Below are 13,881 nucleotides of genomic sequence, written 5' to 3'. Positions count from 1 at the left end.
GCTCTCGCCCTTCCCGTACGCACGCAGCGTCATCGCCTCAGCAGGTTTCTGTCATCAAATTTCTCCTTTTCTACTGACTTATCGTTCATGATCCGCGATTGTTGATCTTCACCGGAGTCGATCTTGGTGAGGAGACACGTGGCACGACGAACGACATTCGCGGCGGCCCTGATCCTGGCGGTGCCCCTCACGGTGGGCACCGCGGTCGAGGCGTCGGCGGCCCCGCCGACGCCGCCGACGGCGGCCAAGGCCCGTACGGAGCTCACGAAGCTCAAGGTCGCCAAGGAGGGGACGCTGGCCGGCTACAGCCGGGCGAAGTTCCCGCACTGGATCGACCAGGGCCACCAGTGCAACACCCGGGAAGTGGTGCTGAAGCGGGACGGCAAGAACGTCCACACCAACGCCAAGTGCGCGGCCACGTCCGGCACCTGGTACTCCCCGTACGACGGCGCGACCTGGCACAAGGCCTCCGACGTGGACATCGACCACATGGTCCCGCTCGCCGAGGCGTGGCGGTCCGGGGCCAAGGCGTGGACGACGGCGCGGCGCCAGGCGTTCGCGAACGACCTGACCCACGCCCAGCTCTGGGCGGTGACCGACAACGTCAACCAGGAGAAGGGCGACAAGGACCCGGCGCTGTGGAAGCCGTCGCTCAAGCGTGAGTGGTGCGTCTACGCCCGCGCCTGGACGGACGTGAAGTACCAGTACCGCCTCACCGTCGACACCAAGGAGAAGGCCGCCCTCGCGGCCATGCTCAAGGGCTGCTGAGGTCAGGGGCCGCCCACCACGGTGGGCGGCCCCTCGTCCCCGTTAGGCTCCGACGCAGGGCAGCAGTCGATGAGCGGGAGGGTTCCGTGGGCGAGTTCGTACGTGTGGAGACCGAGGGGGCCGTTGCCACGATCCGGCTGGACCGGCCGAAGATGAACGCCCTGAACGCCCAGGTGGTGGCTGAGCTCGCCGAGGCGGCGCGAGCGGTCGACACCGACCCGGCGGTTCGCGCCGTCGTCCTGTACGGCGGCGAGCGGGTGTTCGCGGCCGGGGCGGACATCAAGGAGATGGCCGACCTGCCGTACGCCCAGGCCACCGGGCACGCCCAGGCGCTGCAGGACGCGCTGGGCGCCGTCGCGGGGATCGGTAAGCCCGTCGTCGCCGCGATCACCGGTTACGCCCTCGGCGCGGGCCTCGAGCTCGCACTGTGCGCCGACTTCCGCGTCGCGGGCGAGTCGGCCAAGCTCGGCCAGCCGGAGATCCAGCTCGGCGTCATCCCCGGCGCCGGCGGCACTCAGCGGCTGCCCCGGCTGATCGGTCCGGCCCGCGCCAAGGATCTGATCTTCACCGGCCGCCACGTCGCCGCCGGGGAGTCCCTGGCCATCGGCCTGGTGGACCGGGTCGTTCCGGACAGCCAGGTGTACGTCGCCGCGACCAAGCTGGTCGCCCGGTACGCCGCGGGCCCGGCGGTCGCCCTGCGCGCCGCCAAGCAGGCGATCGACGCGGGCCTGGAGACCGACCTGGCCACCGGCCTGGAGGTCGAGCGGCTGCACTTCGCCGGCCTGTTCGCCACCGAGGACCAGAAGAACGGCATGCGCAGCTTCGTCGAGGAAGGCCCCGGCAAGGCGAGGTTCTCCGGCCGCTGAACCGACCGCCGCAGAACCTCCGGCAACCAACGGCGACCGAGGCCACTGACGGAACGGGAACCCGGCGGCCCCCGCGGGACGTCAGACGACACGTGAGCGAGTCGAACGATCCACTGCCGCCGGCGGCGCGGGCGCGTCTGGGGCAGGCCCGCCAGGCCGGCACGTGGACGTCGAGCCTGAGCGTCGACGAGTTCGCGGCACTGCGGTCCGTCGGGTTCGAGCCGGTGGGCCAGGTGATGGGCAGCACCGTCCACAACCTCGGCTGGTGGGCCCGCCGCCCGATCAACTGCGGATATCAGCCCGGCGTTTTCGGAGCCGGTCTCGCGGCCACGTTGACCTCCGGATTCCGCGACTACGTCGACACCCTCTACAACGCGCGGCGCACCGCCATGAACCGGATGGCCGCCGAGTGCGCGGCGCTGGGCGGTGACGGCGTCGTGGCCGTCGAGCTCACCATCGCGCCGTTCCAGGGATCGGCGCACCACCTGGAGTTCCAGGCACTCGGCACCGCCGTGCGCGCGACGGGGTCCGTCCGGCCGGGCCGGACCTTCCTGTCCCATGTCACCGGGCAGGAGTTCGGGAAGCTCATCGAGACCGGATGGGTCCCGGTCGATCTGGCCCTGGGGGTCGGCGTGGGCATCCGCCACGACGACTGGCGGGTCAACTGGTCGACCGGGAGGTTCGCCCCCGCCCAGGAGGTGGGCGGCTGGACGGAGCTCGTGTCGGTCACCCGGCGCAAGGCCCGCCGCCGCCTGTCCGCCGACGCCGGGCGTACCGGCGCCGACGGCATCGTGGTCTCCGACGTCGACCTGCGCGTCGACGAGCGCGACTGCAGGATCGGCGACCATCAGCACGACCACGTCGTCGAGGCCACCATCATCGGTACCGCGATCGCCGAGTTCCGTACGTCGCACCGCCCCACCCCACCACTGACGATCATGAGGTTCTGACAGAGATGACCGATCCCGTCGCCCAGGGAGTGCCCGCCGACGCGATGACCCGGCTCGCCGAGCTGCGCCCGGGCGCGCCCGGCGCGCTGTTCACCAGCGACCTGTCCGTGAACGAGTTCCTGCTCGTGCGCGAGGCCGGGTTCCGGCCGCTCGGCCTGGTCCTGGGCAGTTCGATCTACCACGTCGGCATCCAGATCGGCCGGTGGAGCAAAAACATGGAGCTCGACCAGCTGTCCGGCGCGATGTACCACGCGCGGGAGCTGGCGATGACCCGCATGGAGGCCGAGGCCGACCAGCTCGGCGCCGACGGCATCGTGGGCGTGCGACTGCAGTTGGAGTTCCGCGACTTCGGCAGCGACATCGCCGAGTTCATCGCGATCGGCACCGCCGTGAAGGCCGACGACACCTCCCAGAACTGGCGCAACAACAAGAACCAGCCGTTCACCTCCGACCTGAACGGCCAGGACTTCTGGACCCTCATCCAGGCGGGCTACGCCCCGCTGGGCATGGTGATGGGCACGTGCGTCTACCACGTCGCGCACCGGCGGCTCACCTCGGTGCTCGGCAGCCTCGGGCAGAACGTCGAGATCCCGGAGTTCACTCAGGCGCTGTACGACGCGCGGGAGCTGGCCATGACCCGCATGCAGGCCGAGGCGCAGGCCCTGCACGCCGAAGGCATCGTCGGGGTGGACCTCGACCAGTTCCACCACCAGTGGGGCGGGCACACGATGGAGTTCTTCGCCATCGGCACGGCGGTGCGGCCGCTGCGCGAGGACCACGTCATCGCCAAGCCCCAGATGGTGCTCGGGCTGGACCGCTGATTCACTGATGGCCATGGATTTCGACATGGTCGCCGCCGCGCTGCGCCGCGACACCGCCGACGTCGCGACGTACGCCCGCGTGCTCACCGGAACGCTCGCCGACGCGCTGCCGCCCGGCTGTGTGACCGTGGAGCACGAGCGCGGGTTCGCCGACCGCCTGCGGGGCCGCGACGGCCGTGCCCGCCGGATCGTCGTACGGCTGGGGGAGCGCACGCTGTTCCTGACCGCCGGAGACGGACGGCCGGTCGCCGAGATCCACCACGAGGTGCGCGGCGTGGTCCTGTCCCGCGACCAGGTGACGCTCGACGTCTGGGTGAGCACCCTCACCGAGGAGCTCATGACCCAGGCCCGGGCCGACGCCCGCGCCGCCGAGGCACTGCGCCGCCTGATCGCGGGCGGCTGACCGTCCGGACGCCTTCGAGGTACGGTCGAGACGCCGTTTCGTGAAGGGAGTCGTCAGTGCGGGTGTTCGTCTCGGTCGACATGGAGGGCGTGTCCGGGCTCACCGATCCGGATGAGATGCGGGCCGGCGGGCGCGGGTACGAACGCGGCTGCGAGCTGATGACCGCCGACGCGAACGCCGCGGTGGCCGGGGCGTTCGACGCGGGCGCCGACGACGTGATCGTCACCGACGCGCACGGCAGCACGAAGAACCTCCGGGCCGACCTCATCGACGAGCGGTGCTCGCTGATCCGCGGCCCGTACCGCCCGCTGCGCATGGGGCAGGGCCTCGACACCGCCCACGACGCGGCGATGTTCGTCGGCTACCACGCCCGCGCCGGCGTGCCGCACGGCGTGCTCAACCACACCTGGATGGGCTATGAGATCCAGAACCTCTACCTCAACGGGGAGGTGTGCGGCGAGATCCGGCTGATCGCCGGGCTGGCCGGGTCGATGGGCGTACCGGTCGCGCTCGTGGCGGGCGACGAGGCGGCCTGCGCGGAGGCCCGCGAGGTGCTCGGCGACGTCGAGACGGTCGCGGTGAAGAAGGGCATCGACCGTTACTCGGCACAGCTCCTGCCGCCCGCCCGCGCCCAGGCCCTGATCCGCGAGGCGGCCGTCCGGGCCCTGGGCGATCTGAGCAGACGCCGGCCGTACGTCGTGCCGTCCCCGTACACGTTGGGCATCGACTGGGCGTCCACGGCGATGGCGGAGTCGTGCGCGATGATCCCGGGCATCAAGCGGGCCGGCCCCCGCTCGGTGGAGTTCACCACCGACGACTACGCCGAGATCGTCGGCGTCCTCGGCATCATGGCCACGATCGGCGGCACCGTCGGCTGCACCGGCCAGCACTACGGCTGAGCACCCGCCGGCAGCACGGTGGAGCCCACCGCCGCACCGGGCGGCACCACGGATCACGGTCGGTAGAGTGGCGTCGCATGTGGGGACTGTCGCTCGAGCCCGCCCTCGACCGTACCGACCTGCTCGCGCCGCCCGTCGTCGAGGCGATCCGCGGGTGGAAGGGCGAGGACGCCTTCCAGGTCACGGAGATCGACCCGGAGCTGGCTGACACGGCCGCGTTCTGCGAGCGGTACGGCGCTCCGCTCGAGACGTCGGCCAACTGCGTTATCGTCGCGGCCAAGCGGGGCGGTGACGTACGGCTCGCCGCCTGCGTCGTGCTCGCCACCACCCGCGCCGACGTCAACGGCGTCGTCCGGCGCCGCCTCGACGCGCGGAAGGCGTCGTTCGCCCCGCAGGAGCAGGCCGTCGCCGAGGCCGGCATGGAGTACGGCGGGATCACGCCGTTCGGCCTGCCCGCCGACTGGCCGGTGCTCGTCGACCGGGCCGTCGTCGACACGCCGTACGTGGTCGTCGGCAGCGGCGTACGGCGCTCCAAGCTGGTCGTCCCCGGGACGGCGCTCGCGGGCATCGAGCAGAGCGAGGTCATCGAGGGCCTCGCCCGCTGAGGCGTCTTTTCAAGCGGCCAGGGAAGGGGCCCGCCGCGGTCGCGCACCCGTTCCGGCGTCTTCGGGAGTCAGCGCTGGGGTGGGAACCAGGGCGGGAGGTAGACCACCCAGCCGTGGCCGAGTCCCGACAGGGGATGGGCGACCCAGGAGGCGGCGTACCGGGGCGGCCGGGTGCCGTGGGCCAGGATGCCGGTGGGTGCCCGGCGAGCGCGGTCGAGGAAGTCGGTCACGGTCGTCGACTTCAGGATTCCGCTCGTCGCGTCGGTTCGGCAGCCGAGGTAGAAGGCGATCGGCACCGCGCGTGGCCCGGCGAGCAGGCAGGGGCGACGCAGTCCCAGATGCCGCAGCGCGGTGGCGCCGCGGACGTACGAGAGGCGCTGGACCGCGTTGTCGCGCGTCTCCCATGACAGGAGCAGCACCTGCGAACCGACCTGCGCGAGGACGGCCACCGACACCAGTACGGTCAGGGGCGTCCGCAGCCGTGGAACGGAGGTCGGCAGTCTGACCAGGAACTCCGCGACGGGCAACGCCAGTAGCGCGTAGACCGGCAGCAGGAACCGTGGCGCCGCGTACCCCAGGAGCAGCAGGTACGGCACCGACGCGGAGAGGCCGCAGGCGGCCGCGACGGAGGCCGGCCCGGCCGCGCGGGCGCGGACCGCCAGGACCAGCCCGCCGGCCACGAGCAGGGGGATCGCGGGCCACCACAGGCTCAGCGAGGGGTGCTCGACGCCTCCTCCGCAGGGGCGGCAGAGCAGGGGCCCGTTGACGGCGTACAGCTCGTACAGCACGCCCCGTGGATGCCAGGCGATGCCGCCCTCGATGGCGCTGGAGGCCCTCAGCCGTTCCAGGGGCCCGCCGTAGCGCAGGTACGCCTCGGTGATCCACTGTGCGGCGCCGAGTGCGAGACCTGCCACGAGGGCGACGAGCAGGGCGGGGCGTCGCCACCGGCGGACCGCCACCGCCGCGATCGGCAACGGCAGCGCGACCCACGCCGCGTCCCCCGGCCGCATGAGCGCCACGAGGGCCGCCGCGGCGACGATCCCGAGGAAGGCGGTCCGCCCGCCCGCGACCGCGTAGCGGACGAACCATCCGGCCAGAGCCACCCCGCCGACGGCGACCCAGAAGTTCGGGCTGACCTGCGACGTGTAGTAGCCGGTGATCCAGAGCCCGCTGAAGAGCAGTGCCGCCAGCGGGACGACCGCGCGGCGCGAGGTCAGCGTCAGCCAGGGCCAGTAGGCGAGCACGACAGCGGCGGCGCCGATGACCGCGAGGTACGCGCGCAGCGCCGTGAGTGACGCGGTCACCCAGACGACCGGCGCGATCAGGTACGTGATGCCGCGGGCCCGCGGCGCGTCGAAGAAGGCCGCCGGGACCCGCGGGCTGACCTGGGTGATGTACAGCGCCTCGTCCCAGCCGACGTCGCCGTGGCGTACGACCACGACGAAGTCGACCGCCGCGAGGAGCACGGCGACGGCGATCAGCCATGCGGCCGGACGCCGTATCAGGTCGCGCGGCTCCGGCATCGCCCATGTGGTCACCGCACTACCACCCCGATCATTCCCGCCCCCTCCGCCGAGCGACGGCCGAGCCCGCCCTAATCCGCAAACATTTGTGCGTACTCGTGAGCCGGAGGTGACCGACGGGTGAACGGCGGCCCTCCGCCGATGGTCGGATCGCGCTCATGGCCGAGCTGGAACCTTCGCGCCGTAATCGGCGTCAAAACCGACATGAACGTGTCGGGGCTTGCGCCGCTGGGCTCGTACGAGCTGCTGGAGCGGGTCGGTGAGGGGGCCACGTCCGTGGTGTACCGCGCCATGGACCGTTTCGGGCGGACTGTCGCGGTGAAGGAGCCGCGCCGGGAGGTCGCGCACGATCCGGCCGTGCGCCGCCGCCTGGGGCGTGAGGCCCGCACGATGGCCCGGGTGCGCAGCCCGTACGTCGCCGAGGCGCTCGACGCCTGCCTGGACGGCGAACGCCCCTACCTGGTCACGGAGTACGTCGCGGGTGTGCCCCTGCGGGATCTCGTGACGATGTACGGGCCGTTGTGGGAGGAGGCGCTGTGGGGTTTCGCCGGCCGGTTCGCGCACGGTCTGGCGGCGGTGCACGGGGCCGGTGTGCTGCACCGGGACCTCAAGCCGGGCAACGTCATGGTCGTGGGCGGGATCCCGAAGATCATCGACTTCGGGATCGCGCAGGAGACGGGGGCCGAGCAGGTCACGCAGCCGGGCGTGCTGACCGGGACGCCGGGCTACGTCGCGCCCGAGCTGATCGACGGCGGTCGCTGCACCGAGGCGTCCGACGTGTTCTCCTGGGCCGCGACGGTCGCGTACGCGGCGACGGGCCGCCCGCCGTTCGGCGCCGGGTCGCTGCACGGCATTTGCTTCCGGGTGCTGCGGGGCGCCGCCGACCTGGACGGCGTCCCGGAGCGCCTGCTGCCGCTGCTACGCCACGCCCTGGTCCGCGACCCCGCCGCGCGTCCCGCCGCGTCGTGGCTGGTGGACCGCCTCACCGAGCGGCGGCCGGTCTCGGCGGCGTGACCGGTTCCGCGGGAATTCCATGAGGAAACACATGCCCAGGTATCGTGACGGATCTATGGAGGGGGTAGAGACGTCCGGGGAGAGCATCGGCCGATACCGCCTACTCGAGAAGATCGGGGAAGGCGGGATGGGGGTCGTGCACCTGGCCGCCGACCCCATGGGCCGCAAGGTCGCCGTGAAAGTTCTGCGGCCCGGGGTGGCGACCGACCAGACGGCGCTGCGCCGGCTGGCCCGTGAGGTCGACTCCATGCGCCGGGTGCACAGCCAGCACGTCGCGGAGATCGTCGACGCCGACGTCACCGCCGAGCCGCCGTATGTCGTCACGCAGTACGTCCCCGGGCGCACGCTGGAGGAGTTCGTGCGCGACAACGGGCCGCTGCGCGGGGACCGGCTGCAGCGGCTGGCGAGAGGGCTGGCCTCCGCGCTGGCCGCCATCCACGACGCCGGCATCGTCCACCGGGACCTCAAGCCGGGCAACGTCATGTTCCTGGAGAGCGGCGAGCCGGTCGTCATCGACTTCGGCATCGCGCAGGGCGTCGACGCCACCCGGCTGACCGCGACCGGGCTCGTCATCGGCACGCCCGGCTACCTCGCCCCGGAGATCATCGAGGGGGATGACGCCGGCGCGCCCGCGGACGTGCACGCCTGGGCGGGCACGCTCGCCTTCGCCGCGACCGGGCGGGCGCCGTTCGGCGGCGGCACGTTCGAGTCGATCTTCTACAAGATCATGGAGGGACGGCCGGACCTGGACGGCGTGCCCGATCCGCTGCTGCCGCTCGTCCGCGCGGCCATGGCGCGCAACCCCGCCGAGCGGCCGACCGCGCACGCCCTCGTGCAGCTCGCCCAGCGGATCGACGTCAACAGCACCCTGGTCGACCCGCCGTCGACCCAGACCAAGCGGCTCACCGCCGTCTCGGCACCGCCGCCGGCGCGCCCGGCCAATCCGCGTGACTTCAGGGGGCAGCTGCCGCCGGCGCCGCCTCCCGCTCCGCCGCAGCAGCCGTACGCCCGGCCCCCGTACGGGCCGCAAGGGCAGCAGCCGCCGCCCGCGCGGTACGAACAGCGCGCCCCGAAGCCGCCGCGGCCCGACGAGCCGAAGCCGTTCGGCGTCTACCGCTTCCTGAGCCTGCTGCTTCTCGTCGGAGCGGTGGGACTGTCCGTGGTGACGCCCGCCATCGCGTTGATCGTCGTGCTGCTCGCCCTGCTGGTCCTGCGGACCGCCGACCGCGGCGCTCAGGACCTCACGTCCAAGCGGACCCGGCGCGGGCCGCGGTCGGGCGACATCGCCGCGGTGATCGTCAAGTCGCCGTTCTCCGCGGTACGGGCGGCGCTCGGCATGCTGCTGGTCAGCCCGCTGGCGATCATCGCCGGCGTCGTCGTGCTGCTGTTCGGCCTCGGCGCGAAGGCCGGGCTGACGATCCCCCGGGCGGTGGCGCTCGCCACGGCCGCGTTCGTGATCGTCCAGTGCCTCGGGCCGGGCAGCGAGCCCGCACGCCGTCAGCTCGCCCGTTTCTGGGGGTCCGTCCTCCCGAGGAGGACGCAGGCCCTGATCGCCCTGGCCGTCATCGGATTCGTCGTCTTCCTGCTCGTGTCGTTCGCGCTCGGCCAGACGCCGGACCTGCGGCCGTTCGACTCCCCGTCGATCACGAGCAGCCTGCGCACCCTGCGGTCCGGCCTCCGCGACCTGCTCGGCTGATCCGGGACGCCCCGAAAAGGAAAGAACCGAATGCCAGTGGAGGACGCCGAGGTGCAGAAGGTGGGCCCGTACCGCCTGACGGCGACCCTCGGCGAAGGCGGCATGGGCGTGGTCCACCGGGCCGTCGACGACGCCGGCCGCGAGGTGGCCCTGAAGGTCCTGCGGGCGGAGTACGCCGAGGACGCCACCTTCCGGCGGCGGCTCGCCCGCGAGGTCGACACGATGCGGCGGGTGCGCAGCCCGTACGTCGCCGAGGTCCTCGACGCGGACGTCGCCGCCGAACGCCCCTACATCGTCACCCGGTTCATCGACGGCCACCCGCTCGACGGCGTCGTCCGGGCGGCCGGGCCGCTGTCCGGCGGCCCGCTGGCGCGCGTGGCGGTCGGCCTCGCCGAGGCGCTGACCGCCGTCCACGGGGCTGGCGTCGTGCACCGGGACCTCAAGCCGAACAACGTCATGATGGTCGACGGCGCGCCGGTCGTCATCGACTTCGGCATCGCGCACGCGACGGACGCCACCCGGCTCACCCAGACCGGCATGGTCGTCGGCACACCCGGCTACCTCGGCCCGGAGGTCATCGACGGCAAGCCGCCCGGCCCCGCCGTCGACGTGTACGGCTGGGGCGCGACCGTCGCGTTCGCCGCCACCGGGCGGGCGCCGTTCGGCGGCGGATCCATCGAGTCGGTGCTGGCCCGCATCCTGTCCGGCAACCCCGACCTGAACGGCGTGCCCCCGTCCCTCGAGCCCTTGCTGCGGGAGACGCTCGCCCGCGACCCGGAGGACCGGCCCTTGGCGGCGGAGCTCGTCGAACGGGTCCTCGCCCTCGACCTCGGCGCGCCGCCGACGATCGCGCCCACCGCCCTCGGCCCGGCCGTCGCGCCGCCCGATGCCGCCGGGGCACCCCACGGCTCCTTCGGAACACCCCGGTCCGCCCGGGCTCCCGCGACCGGCGGGTCCGCCGGAGACTCACAGACCGGACAGGGAACGCCTCAAGGACCTGCCGCGACGGGCGTTCGCCCGGTCCCGGCGAGCCCGCCGCACGGGACGGTCCCCCCTTCCGGGACGCCGCGCGTGGCGCTGGGCTGGTACAAGCTGCTCGCCTACCTGGCGATCGTCACCGCCGTCGCGGCCTGTGCCGTCGCCCCAGTCGTCGGCCTGCCGGTGGTGGCTGCCGTCTGGTACCTGCGGGCGGGGGACTCGGCCGTCCGCTCCCGGCGGGTGCCGGTACGCGGGGCCGAAGACCTGGTCCTCGTTCCCTTCCGCGTGCCCGGATCCCTGGGACGGTCGACCTCGGCGCTGATCCCCGCCCTGCTCTACGCAGCCCTGGCGGCGGCCGTGACCGGGCTCGCCCTGCTCGTCTGGACCGCCACCCACGGCGAGCAGTGGCCCGACGCCGTCATCCGGTGGGGCGCGGCGGCGTTCGCCTGGGTGATCCTGGCCGGGCCCGGCGTCATGGCCCCGCGTCGCCAGCTGGTCCGCCTGCTCTCGGCGGTGGCCCAGAGCCGGCGGCACGCCACCGCGGTCGGGTTCTTCCTCGCCGGCGCCGCGTCCCTCGCGATGGCGGCCGGGTGGGCGCTGAGGCCGCGCTGGTGGCCGATCGGCGACCGGGCCGACGTCCTGGTCCAGCTCACCGAACGGATCGCCGCGCTTCTGCACCAGTGACGCCCGGACCGCGGTCTCGCGGGGTTTCGCCAGGCTCGCGGGGGTGCGGCAGGCTCATGGGGTTGCGGCAGGCTCGCGAGGGCTCGCCGAGGCCGCACGTCGGGCGCCGTCGGCAGGTGCTCGGTGAAAGTGCGCGGCGCCGGTCGCATCACGCCGGAGGCACCCGCGCGGCGCGGTAGTGTGGCGTTGCCTTTGGCACGTCCGCCCGATGCGGGGACCACAGCGACATTCCGAGGAGGGACGGCGTTCCTCCGGCCCCGGCGGCCGGGGCCGCGCCGCGCACCGATGACGTGGGATGACACCTCCGGGGCTGTCTCCGAGCGGCCGCTCGCGGGCGATGAGACCGTCGACGCCGTCGTCGAGGGATGGTCACGCCTCTTCGCGTACCTCGTCGTCGCGATCGTCTTCGGGCTCAGCGTCATCATGCCGTTCTTCGGGCTGCTGCTGGCGCTCGCGTGCGCGTCCTACCTGCGCGCCGGGCAGGTGCACGCGCGGCGGCACCACGGCGGGCTGTTGCGGCTCGTGGTCGGCCCGCTGACCGCGCCCCTCGACCTCGTCCGCGGCTTCGCCGGGACGCTCCTCACCGTGCCGTACGCCGCGGTGTTCGCGGTCGTCGTGCCGATGGCCATCATGGCCACGTCGGCGATCGACGTTCAGGTCGCTCCGCTGGTGGGGGCGGCCTGGGGCGCCGGGGCCGCGGCGTACGTCCTGCTCGCGGCGCCGGGTGTGCGGGTGCCGCGCCGTCACCTGGTCCAGGTGTTCGTCGCGCTGGCGTCCGGGCCGCGCCGGATCGCCGTGGTCGGAGCGGTGCTGTGCGTCGTGACGCTCGCCGTCCTGGCCGCCGCGATCGTGCTGAAACCGACCTTCGCCCCCATGTACGAGCTGGAGAACTCCATCGCTCAGGAGCTGTCCCGCTTCCAGGACTCGATCCAGCAGCGCGTGTCGTGACGGCGGGCCCGCCGGGCCGACATTTACGATCATGCGGTAGCCCGTCCACCGCGGAACCCCCCAATGACGTCCCTGCGCGAGAGTCTCGGTCCGTACCGGCTCCTGGAGGAGATCGGTGTCGGTGGCATGGGCGAGGTGCACCTCGCGCTGACCCCGGACCGCCGCACGGTCGCGGTCAAGATCCTGCACCCGGCGGTCGCCCGCGACGCGCTGGCCCGCCGGCGGCTCGCCCGCGAGGTCGACACGATGCGGCGGGTGCGCAGCGTGTACGTCGCCGAGGTCGTGGACGCCGACTTCGCCGGGCGCCGGCCGTACATCGTCACCGAGTACATCCAGGGCCGTTCCCTCGACCTCCGCGTACGCGCCGAGGGGCCGTTGCGCGTCGGGGCGCAGCTGATGGTGGCGCGGGGACTGGCCCGCGCCCTGCACGTGATCCACGCGGCGGGTGTCGTCCACCGGGACCTGAAACCGGCCAACGTGATCCTCGTCGACCGCGACCCGGTCGTCATCGACTTCGGCCTGGCGCACGTGCTGGACGCGACGCGGCTGACGCGCACGGGGGCGGCGATGGGCACGCCCGGATACCTCGCGCCGGAGATCCTCGACGGGGAACGGGCGGGGCCGGCGGCCGACGTCTTCTCGTGGGCGGGGACGGTCGCGTTCGCGGCCACCGGCCGGTCGCCGTATGGTCCAGGGCCCGCGCAGGCGATCTTCTCCCGCGTGCTCCGGGGCCGGCACGACCTGCGCGGCGTGCCGGGCGAGTTGCGGGCGACGCTGGAGGAGGCGCTTTCGCTCGATCCTGAGTCGCGCCCCGGGACCGGCGATCTCCTTGAGGTGCTCGCCGCCCTGCGGGGCCGCCCGAGGCCCGTCACTGCTCCCCGGCGGCCTCCTACCGAGCGCGGCCCGGCGGCCGGCCGGTTGCCGGGCGAGGGCCGTCTGCCGGACGAGCGGTCACCGGGAGACAACACGCCAGGAGACCGCGCGCCGGGGGAGCGCGCGCCGGGCGGCGGCCTGCCGGACGAGTGGTCGGCGGACGAATGGTCGCCAGGTGAGCGATCGCCGGGCGAGCGCGCGCAGCAGGGCAGGGCGAGCGACGGTCGTGGCCCGCAGGGGCGGGGAGACGCGGCCCGCGAGGGCGTCCCCGCCGCGGCGGCGGACGGCGCCCTGGTGGAGGAGCCCGCCGAGCCGCCGCGCCGGCTGTCAGGGCGGCTGTTGCGCGGAGTCCTCGCTCTTGGCGTTCCCGCGGCCTGCTACGCGCTGCCGGTCCTGGCCGTGGCGACGATCCTGTCGGGCTCCGCCGCCGGGTACACCTGGGACGCCATCGCCCGTGCCCGCCGCCGGACGGCGGCGAGGGTGGGCCGCTTGGCACGGCTGCGGGCCGGTCTCGGCGCGCTGGTCGCGGTCCCGGCGCAGACGGTGATCCGGCTGATCGCTCTGCTCGTGGCCCTGGTCGTCGGCTACGCCGCGGTGCTGGTGGTCACCTGGTGGTCCGTCGTGCCGCGCGAACGGGCCCTCGCGCTTCCGCTGGGCGTGCTGGCGGTCGTGGCGAGCGTCCTGCGCGCCCGTTACGCGAGTGAGCGCCGTGCGGCGCGCCTGGTCGTGGCCGTTCTCGGGGCCGGGGCGCTGGCACTGGTGGCCGTCGGGATCCCGTTTCCGGCATGGTGGCCGCTGACGGCGCCGTGAGCCGGGAGTGCGGAGTTTGCGTGGCGGCTACCCGTGGGTAACA

General features: G+C 73.4%; 13 protein-coding genes. 12 read left to right on the top strand and 1 reads right to left on the bottom strand.

Annotated elements, in window-relative coordinates:
• Positions 1–138: 138 nt before the first annotated feature.
• The 7 genes from ACYVF7_RS47790 to ACYVF7_RS47760 all read left to right on the top strand — a co-directional run bounded on the left by ACYVF7_RS47790 (position 139) and on the right by ACYVF7_RS47760 (position 5,312).
• Positions 139–768, top strand: a complete 630-nt coding sequence (locus ACYVF7_RS47790) for an HNH endonuclease family protein (protein ID WP_460352854.1) — start codon at positions 139–141, stop codon at positions 766–768.
• A gap of 86 nt (positions 769–854) precedes the next feature.
• Positions 855–1,634: an enoyl-CoA hydratase/isomerase family protein gene (locus ACYVF7_RS47785; protein WP_460352852.1), complete on the top strand. Its 780-nt coding sequence runs from the start codon at positions 855–857 to the stop codon at positions 1,632–1,634.
• 92 nt (positions 1,635–1,726) lie between these two features.
• The gene (locus ACYVF7_RS47780) at positions 1,727–2,584 is read left to right on the top strand and encodes a heavy metal-binding domain-containing protein (RefSeq protein ID WP_460352850.1); all 858 of its coding nucleotides are present in this window, start codon (positions 1,727–1,729) and stop codon (positions 2,582–2,584) included.
• Positions 2,585–2,589: 5 nt separating this feature from the next.
• Complete coding sequence (locus ACYVF7_RS47775) at positions 2,590–3,405, top strand: heavy metal-binding domain-containing protein (RefSeq protein WP_460352849.1); 816 nt, start codon at positions 2,590–2,592, stop codon at positions 3,403–3,405.
• Between the two features lie 13 nt (positions 3,406–3,418).
• Positions 3,419–3,808 (top strand): hypothetical protein, encoded by a 390-nt coding sequence (locus ACYVF7_RS47770; protein ID WP_460352847.1) that lies wholly within the window; start codon positions 3,419–3,421, stop codon positions 3,806–3,808.
• 56 nt (positions 3,809–3,864) lie between these two features.
• Positions 3,865–4,707: a M55 family metallopeptidase gene (locus ACYVF7_RS47765; protein ID WP_460352845.1), complete on the top strand. Its 843-nt coding sequence runs from the start codon at positions 3,865–3,867 to the stop codon at positions 4,705–4,707.
• A 77-nt stretch (positions 4,708–4,784) separates the two neighbouring features.
• Positions 4,785–5,312, top strand: coding sequence for a YbaK/EbsC family protein (locus tag ACYVF7_RS47760; RefSeq protein ID WP_460352844.1), 528 nt, complete (start codon positions 4,785–4,787; stop codon positions 5,310–5,312).
• Between the two features lie 68 nt (positions 5,313–5,380).
• Here the strand turns inward: ACYVF7_RS47760 and ACYVF7_RS47755 are convergent, their stop codons facing one another.
• On the bottom strand, positions 5,381–6,850 hold the full coding sequence (locus tag ACYVF7_RS47755; RefSeq protein ID WP_460352842.1) for a hypothetical protein: 1,470 nt from the start codon (positions 6,848–6,850) through the stop codon (positions 5,381–5,383).
• Positions 6,851–7,045: 195 nt separating this feature from the next.
• Here ACYVF7_RS47755 and ACYVF7_RS47750 point away from each other — a divergent pair, with 195 nt between their 5' ends.
• The 5 genes from ACYVF7_RS47750 (at position 7,046) to ACYVF7_RS47730 (ending at position 13,838) form a co-directional block, all read left to right on the top strand.
• Positions 7,046–7,849 (top strand): serine/threonine-protein kinase, encoded by an 804-nt coding sequence (locus ACYVF7_RS47750; protein WP_460352840.1) that lies wholly within the window; start codon positions 7,046–7,048, stop codon positions 7,847–7,849.
• Positions 7,850–7,904: 55 nt separating this feature from the next.
• Positions 7,905–9,545, top strand: coding sequence for a serine/threonine-protein kinase (locus ACYVF7_RS47745; protein ID WP_460352838.1), 1,641 nt, complete (start codon positions 7,905–7,907; stop codon positions 9,543–9,545).
• A 30-nt stretch (positions 9,546–9,575) separates the two neighbouring features.
• Complete coding sequence (locus ACYVF7_RS47740; RefSeq protein ID WP_460352836.1) at positions 9,576–11,207, top strand: serine/threonine-protein kinase; 1,632 nt, start codon at positions 9,576–9,578, stop codon at positions 11,205–11,207.
• A gap of 285 nt (positions 11,208–11,492) precedes the next feature.
• Positions 11,493–12,155 carry a hypothetical protein gene (locus ACYVF7_RS47735; RefSeq protein ID WP_460352835.1) on the top strand — a complete coding sequence of 221 codons (663 nt, stop codon included), beginning with the start codon at positions 11,493–11,495 and terminating at the stop codon, positions 12,153–12,155.
• A 63-nt stretch (positions 12,156–12,218) separates the two neighbouring features.
• Positions 12,219–13,838: a serine/threonine-protein kinase gene (locus tag ACYVF7_RS47730; RefSeq protein WP_460352833.1), complete on the top strand. Its 1,620-nt coding sequence runs from the start codon at positions 12,219–12,221 to the stop codon at positions 13,836–13,838.
• Positions 13,839–13,881 lie beyond the last annotated feature (43 nt).

This window comes from Actinoallomurus acanthiterrae (assembly GCF_054775715.1).
The sequence above is the reverse complement of the archived record's forward strand: the minus strand, read 5'-3'. Positions and strand labels throughout refer to the sequence as shown.

Coding starts and splice junctions, on each gene's coding strand:
- ACYVF7_RS47775 (WP_460352849.1), top strand. CDS start 2,590: ATGACCGATCCCGTCGCCCAGGGAGTGCCCGCCGACGCGATGACCCGG.
- ACYVF7_RS47770 (WP_460352847.1), top strand. CDS start 3,419: ATGGATTTCGACATGGTCGCCGCCGCGCTGCGCCGCGACACCGCCGAC.
- ACYVF7_RS47760 (WP_460352844.1), top strand. CDS start 4,785: ATGTGGGGACTGTCGCTCGAGCCCGCCCTCGACCGTACCGACCTGCTC.
- ACYVF7_RS47745 (WP_460352838.1), top strand. CDS start 7,905: ATGGAGGGGGTAGAGACGTCCGGGGAGAGCATCGGCCGATACCGCCTA.
- ACYVF7_RS47740 (WP_460352836.1), top strand. CDS start 9,576: ATGCCAGTGGAGGACGCCGAGGTGCAGAAGGTGGGCCCGTACCGCCTG.
- ACYVF7_RS47735 (WP_460352835.1), top strand. CDS start 11,493: ATGACGTGGGATGACACCTCCGGGGCTGTCTCCGAGCGGCCGCTCGCG.
- ACYVF7_RS47730 (WP_460352833.1), top strand. CDS start 12,219: ATGACGTCCCTGCGCGAGAGTCTCGGTCCGTACCGGCTCCTGGAGGAG.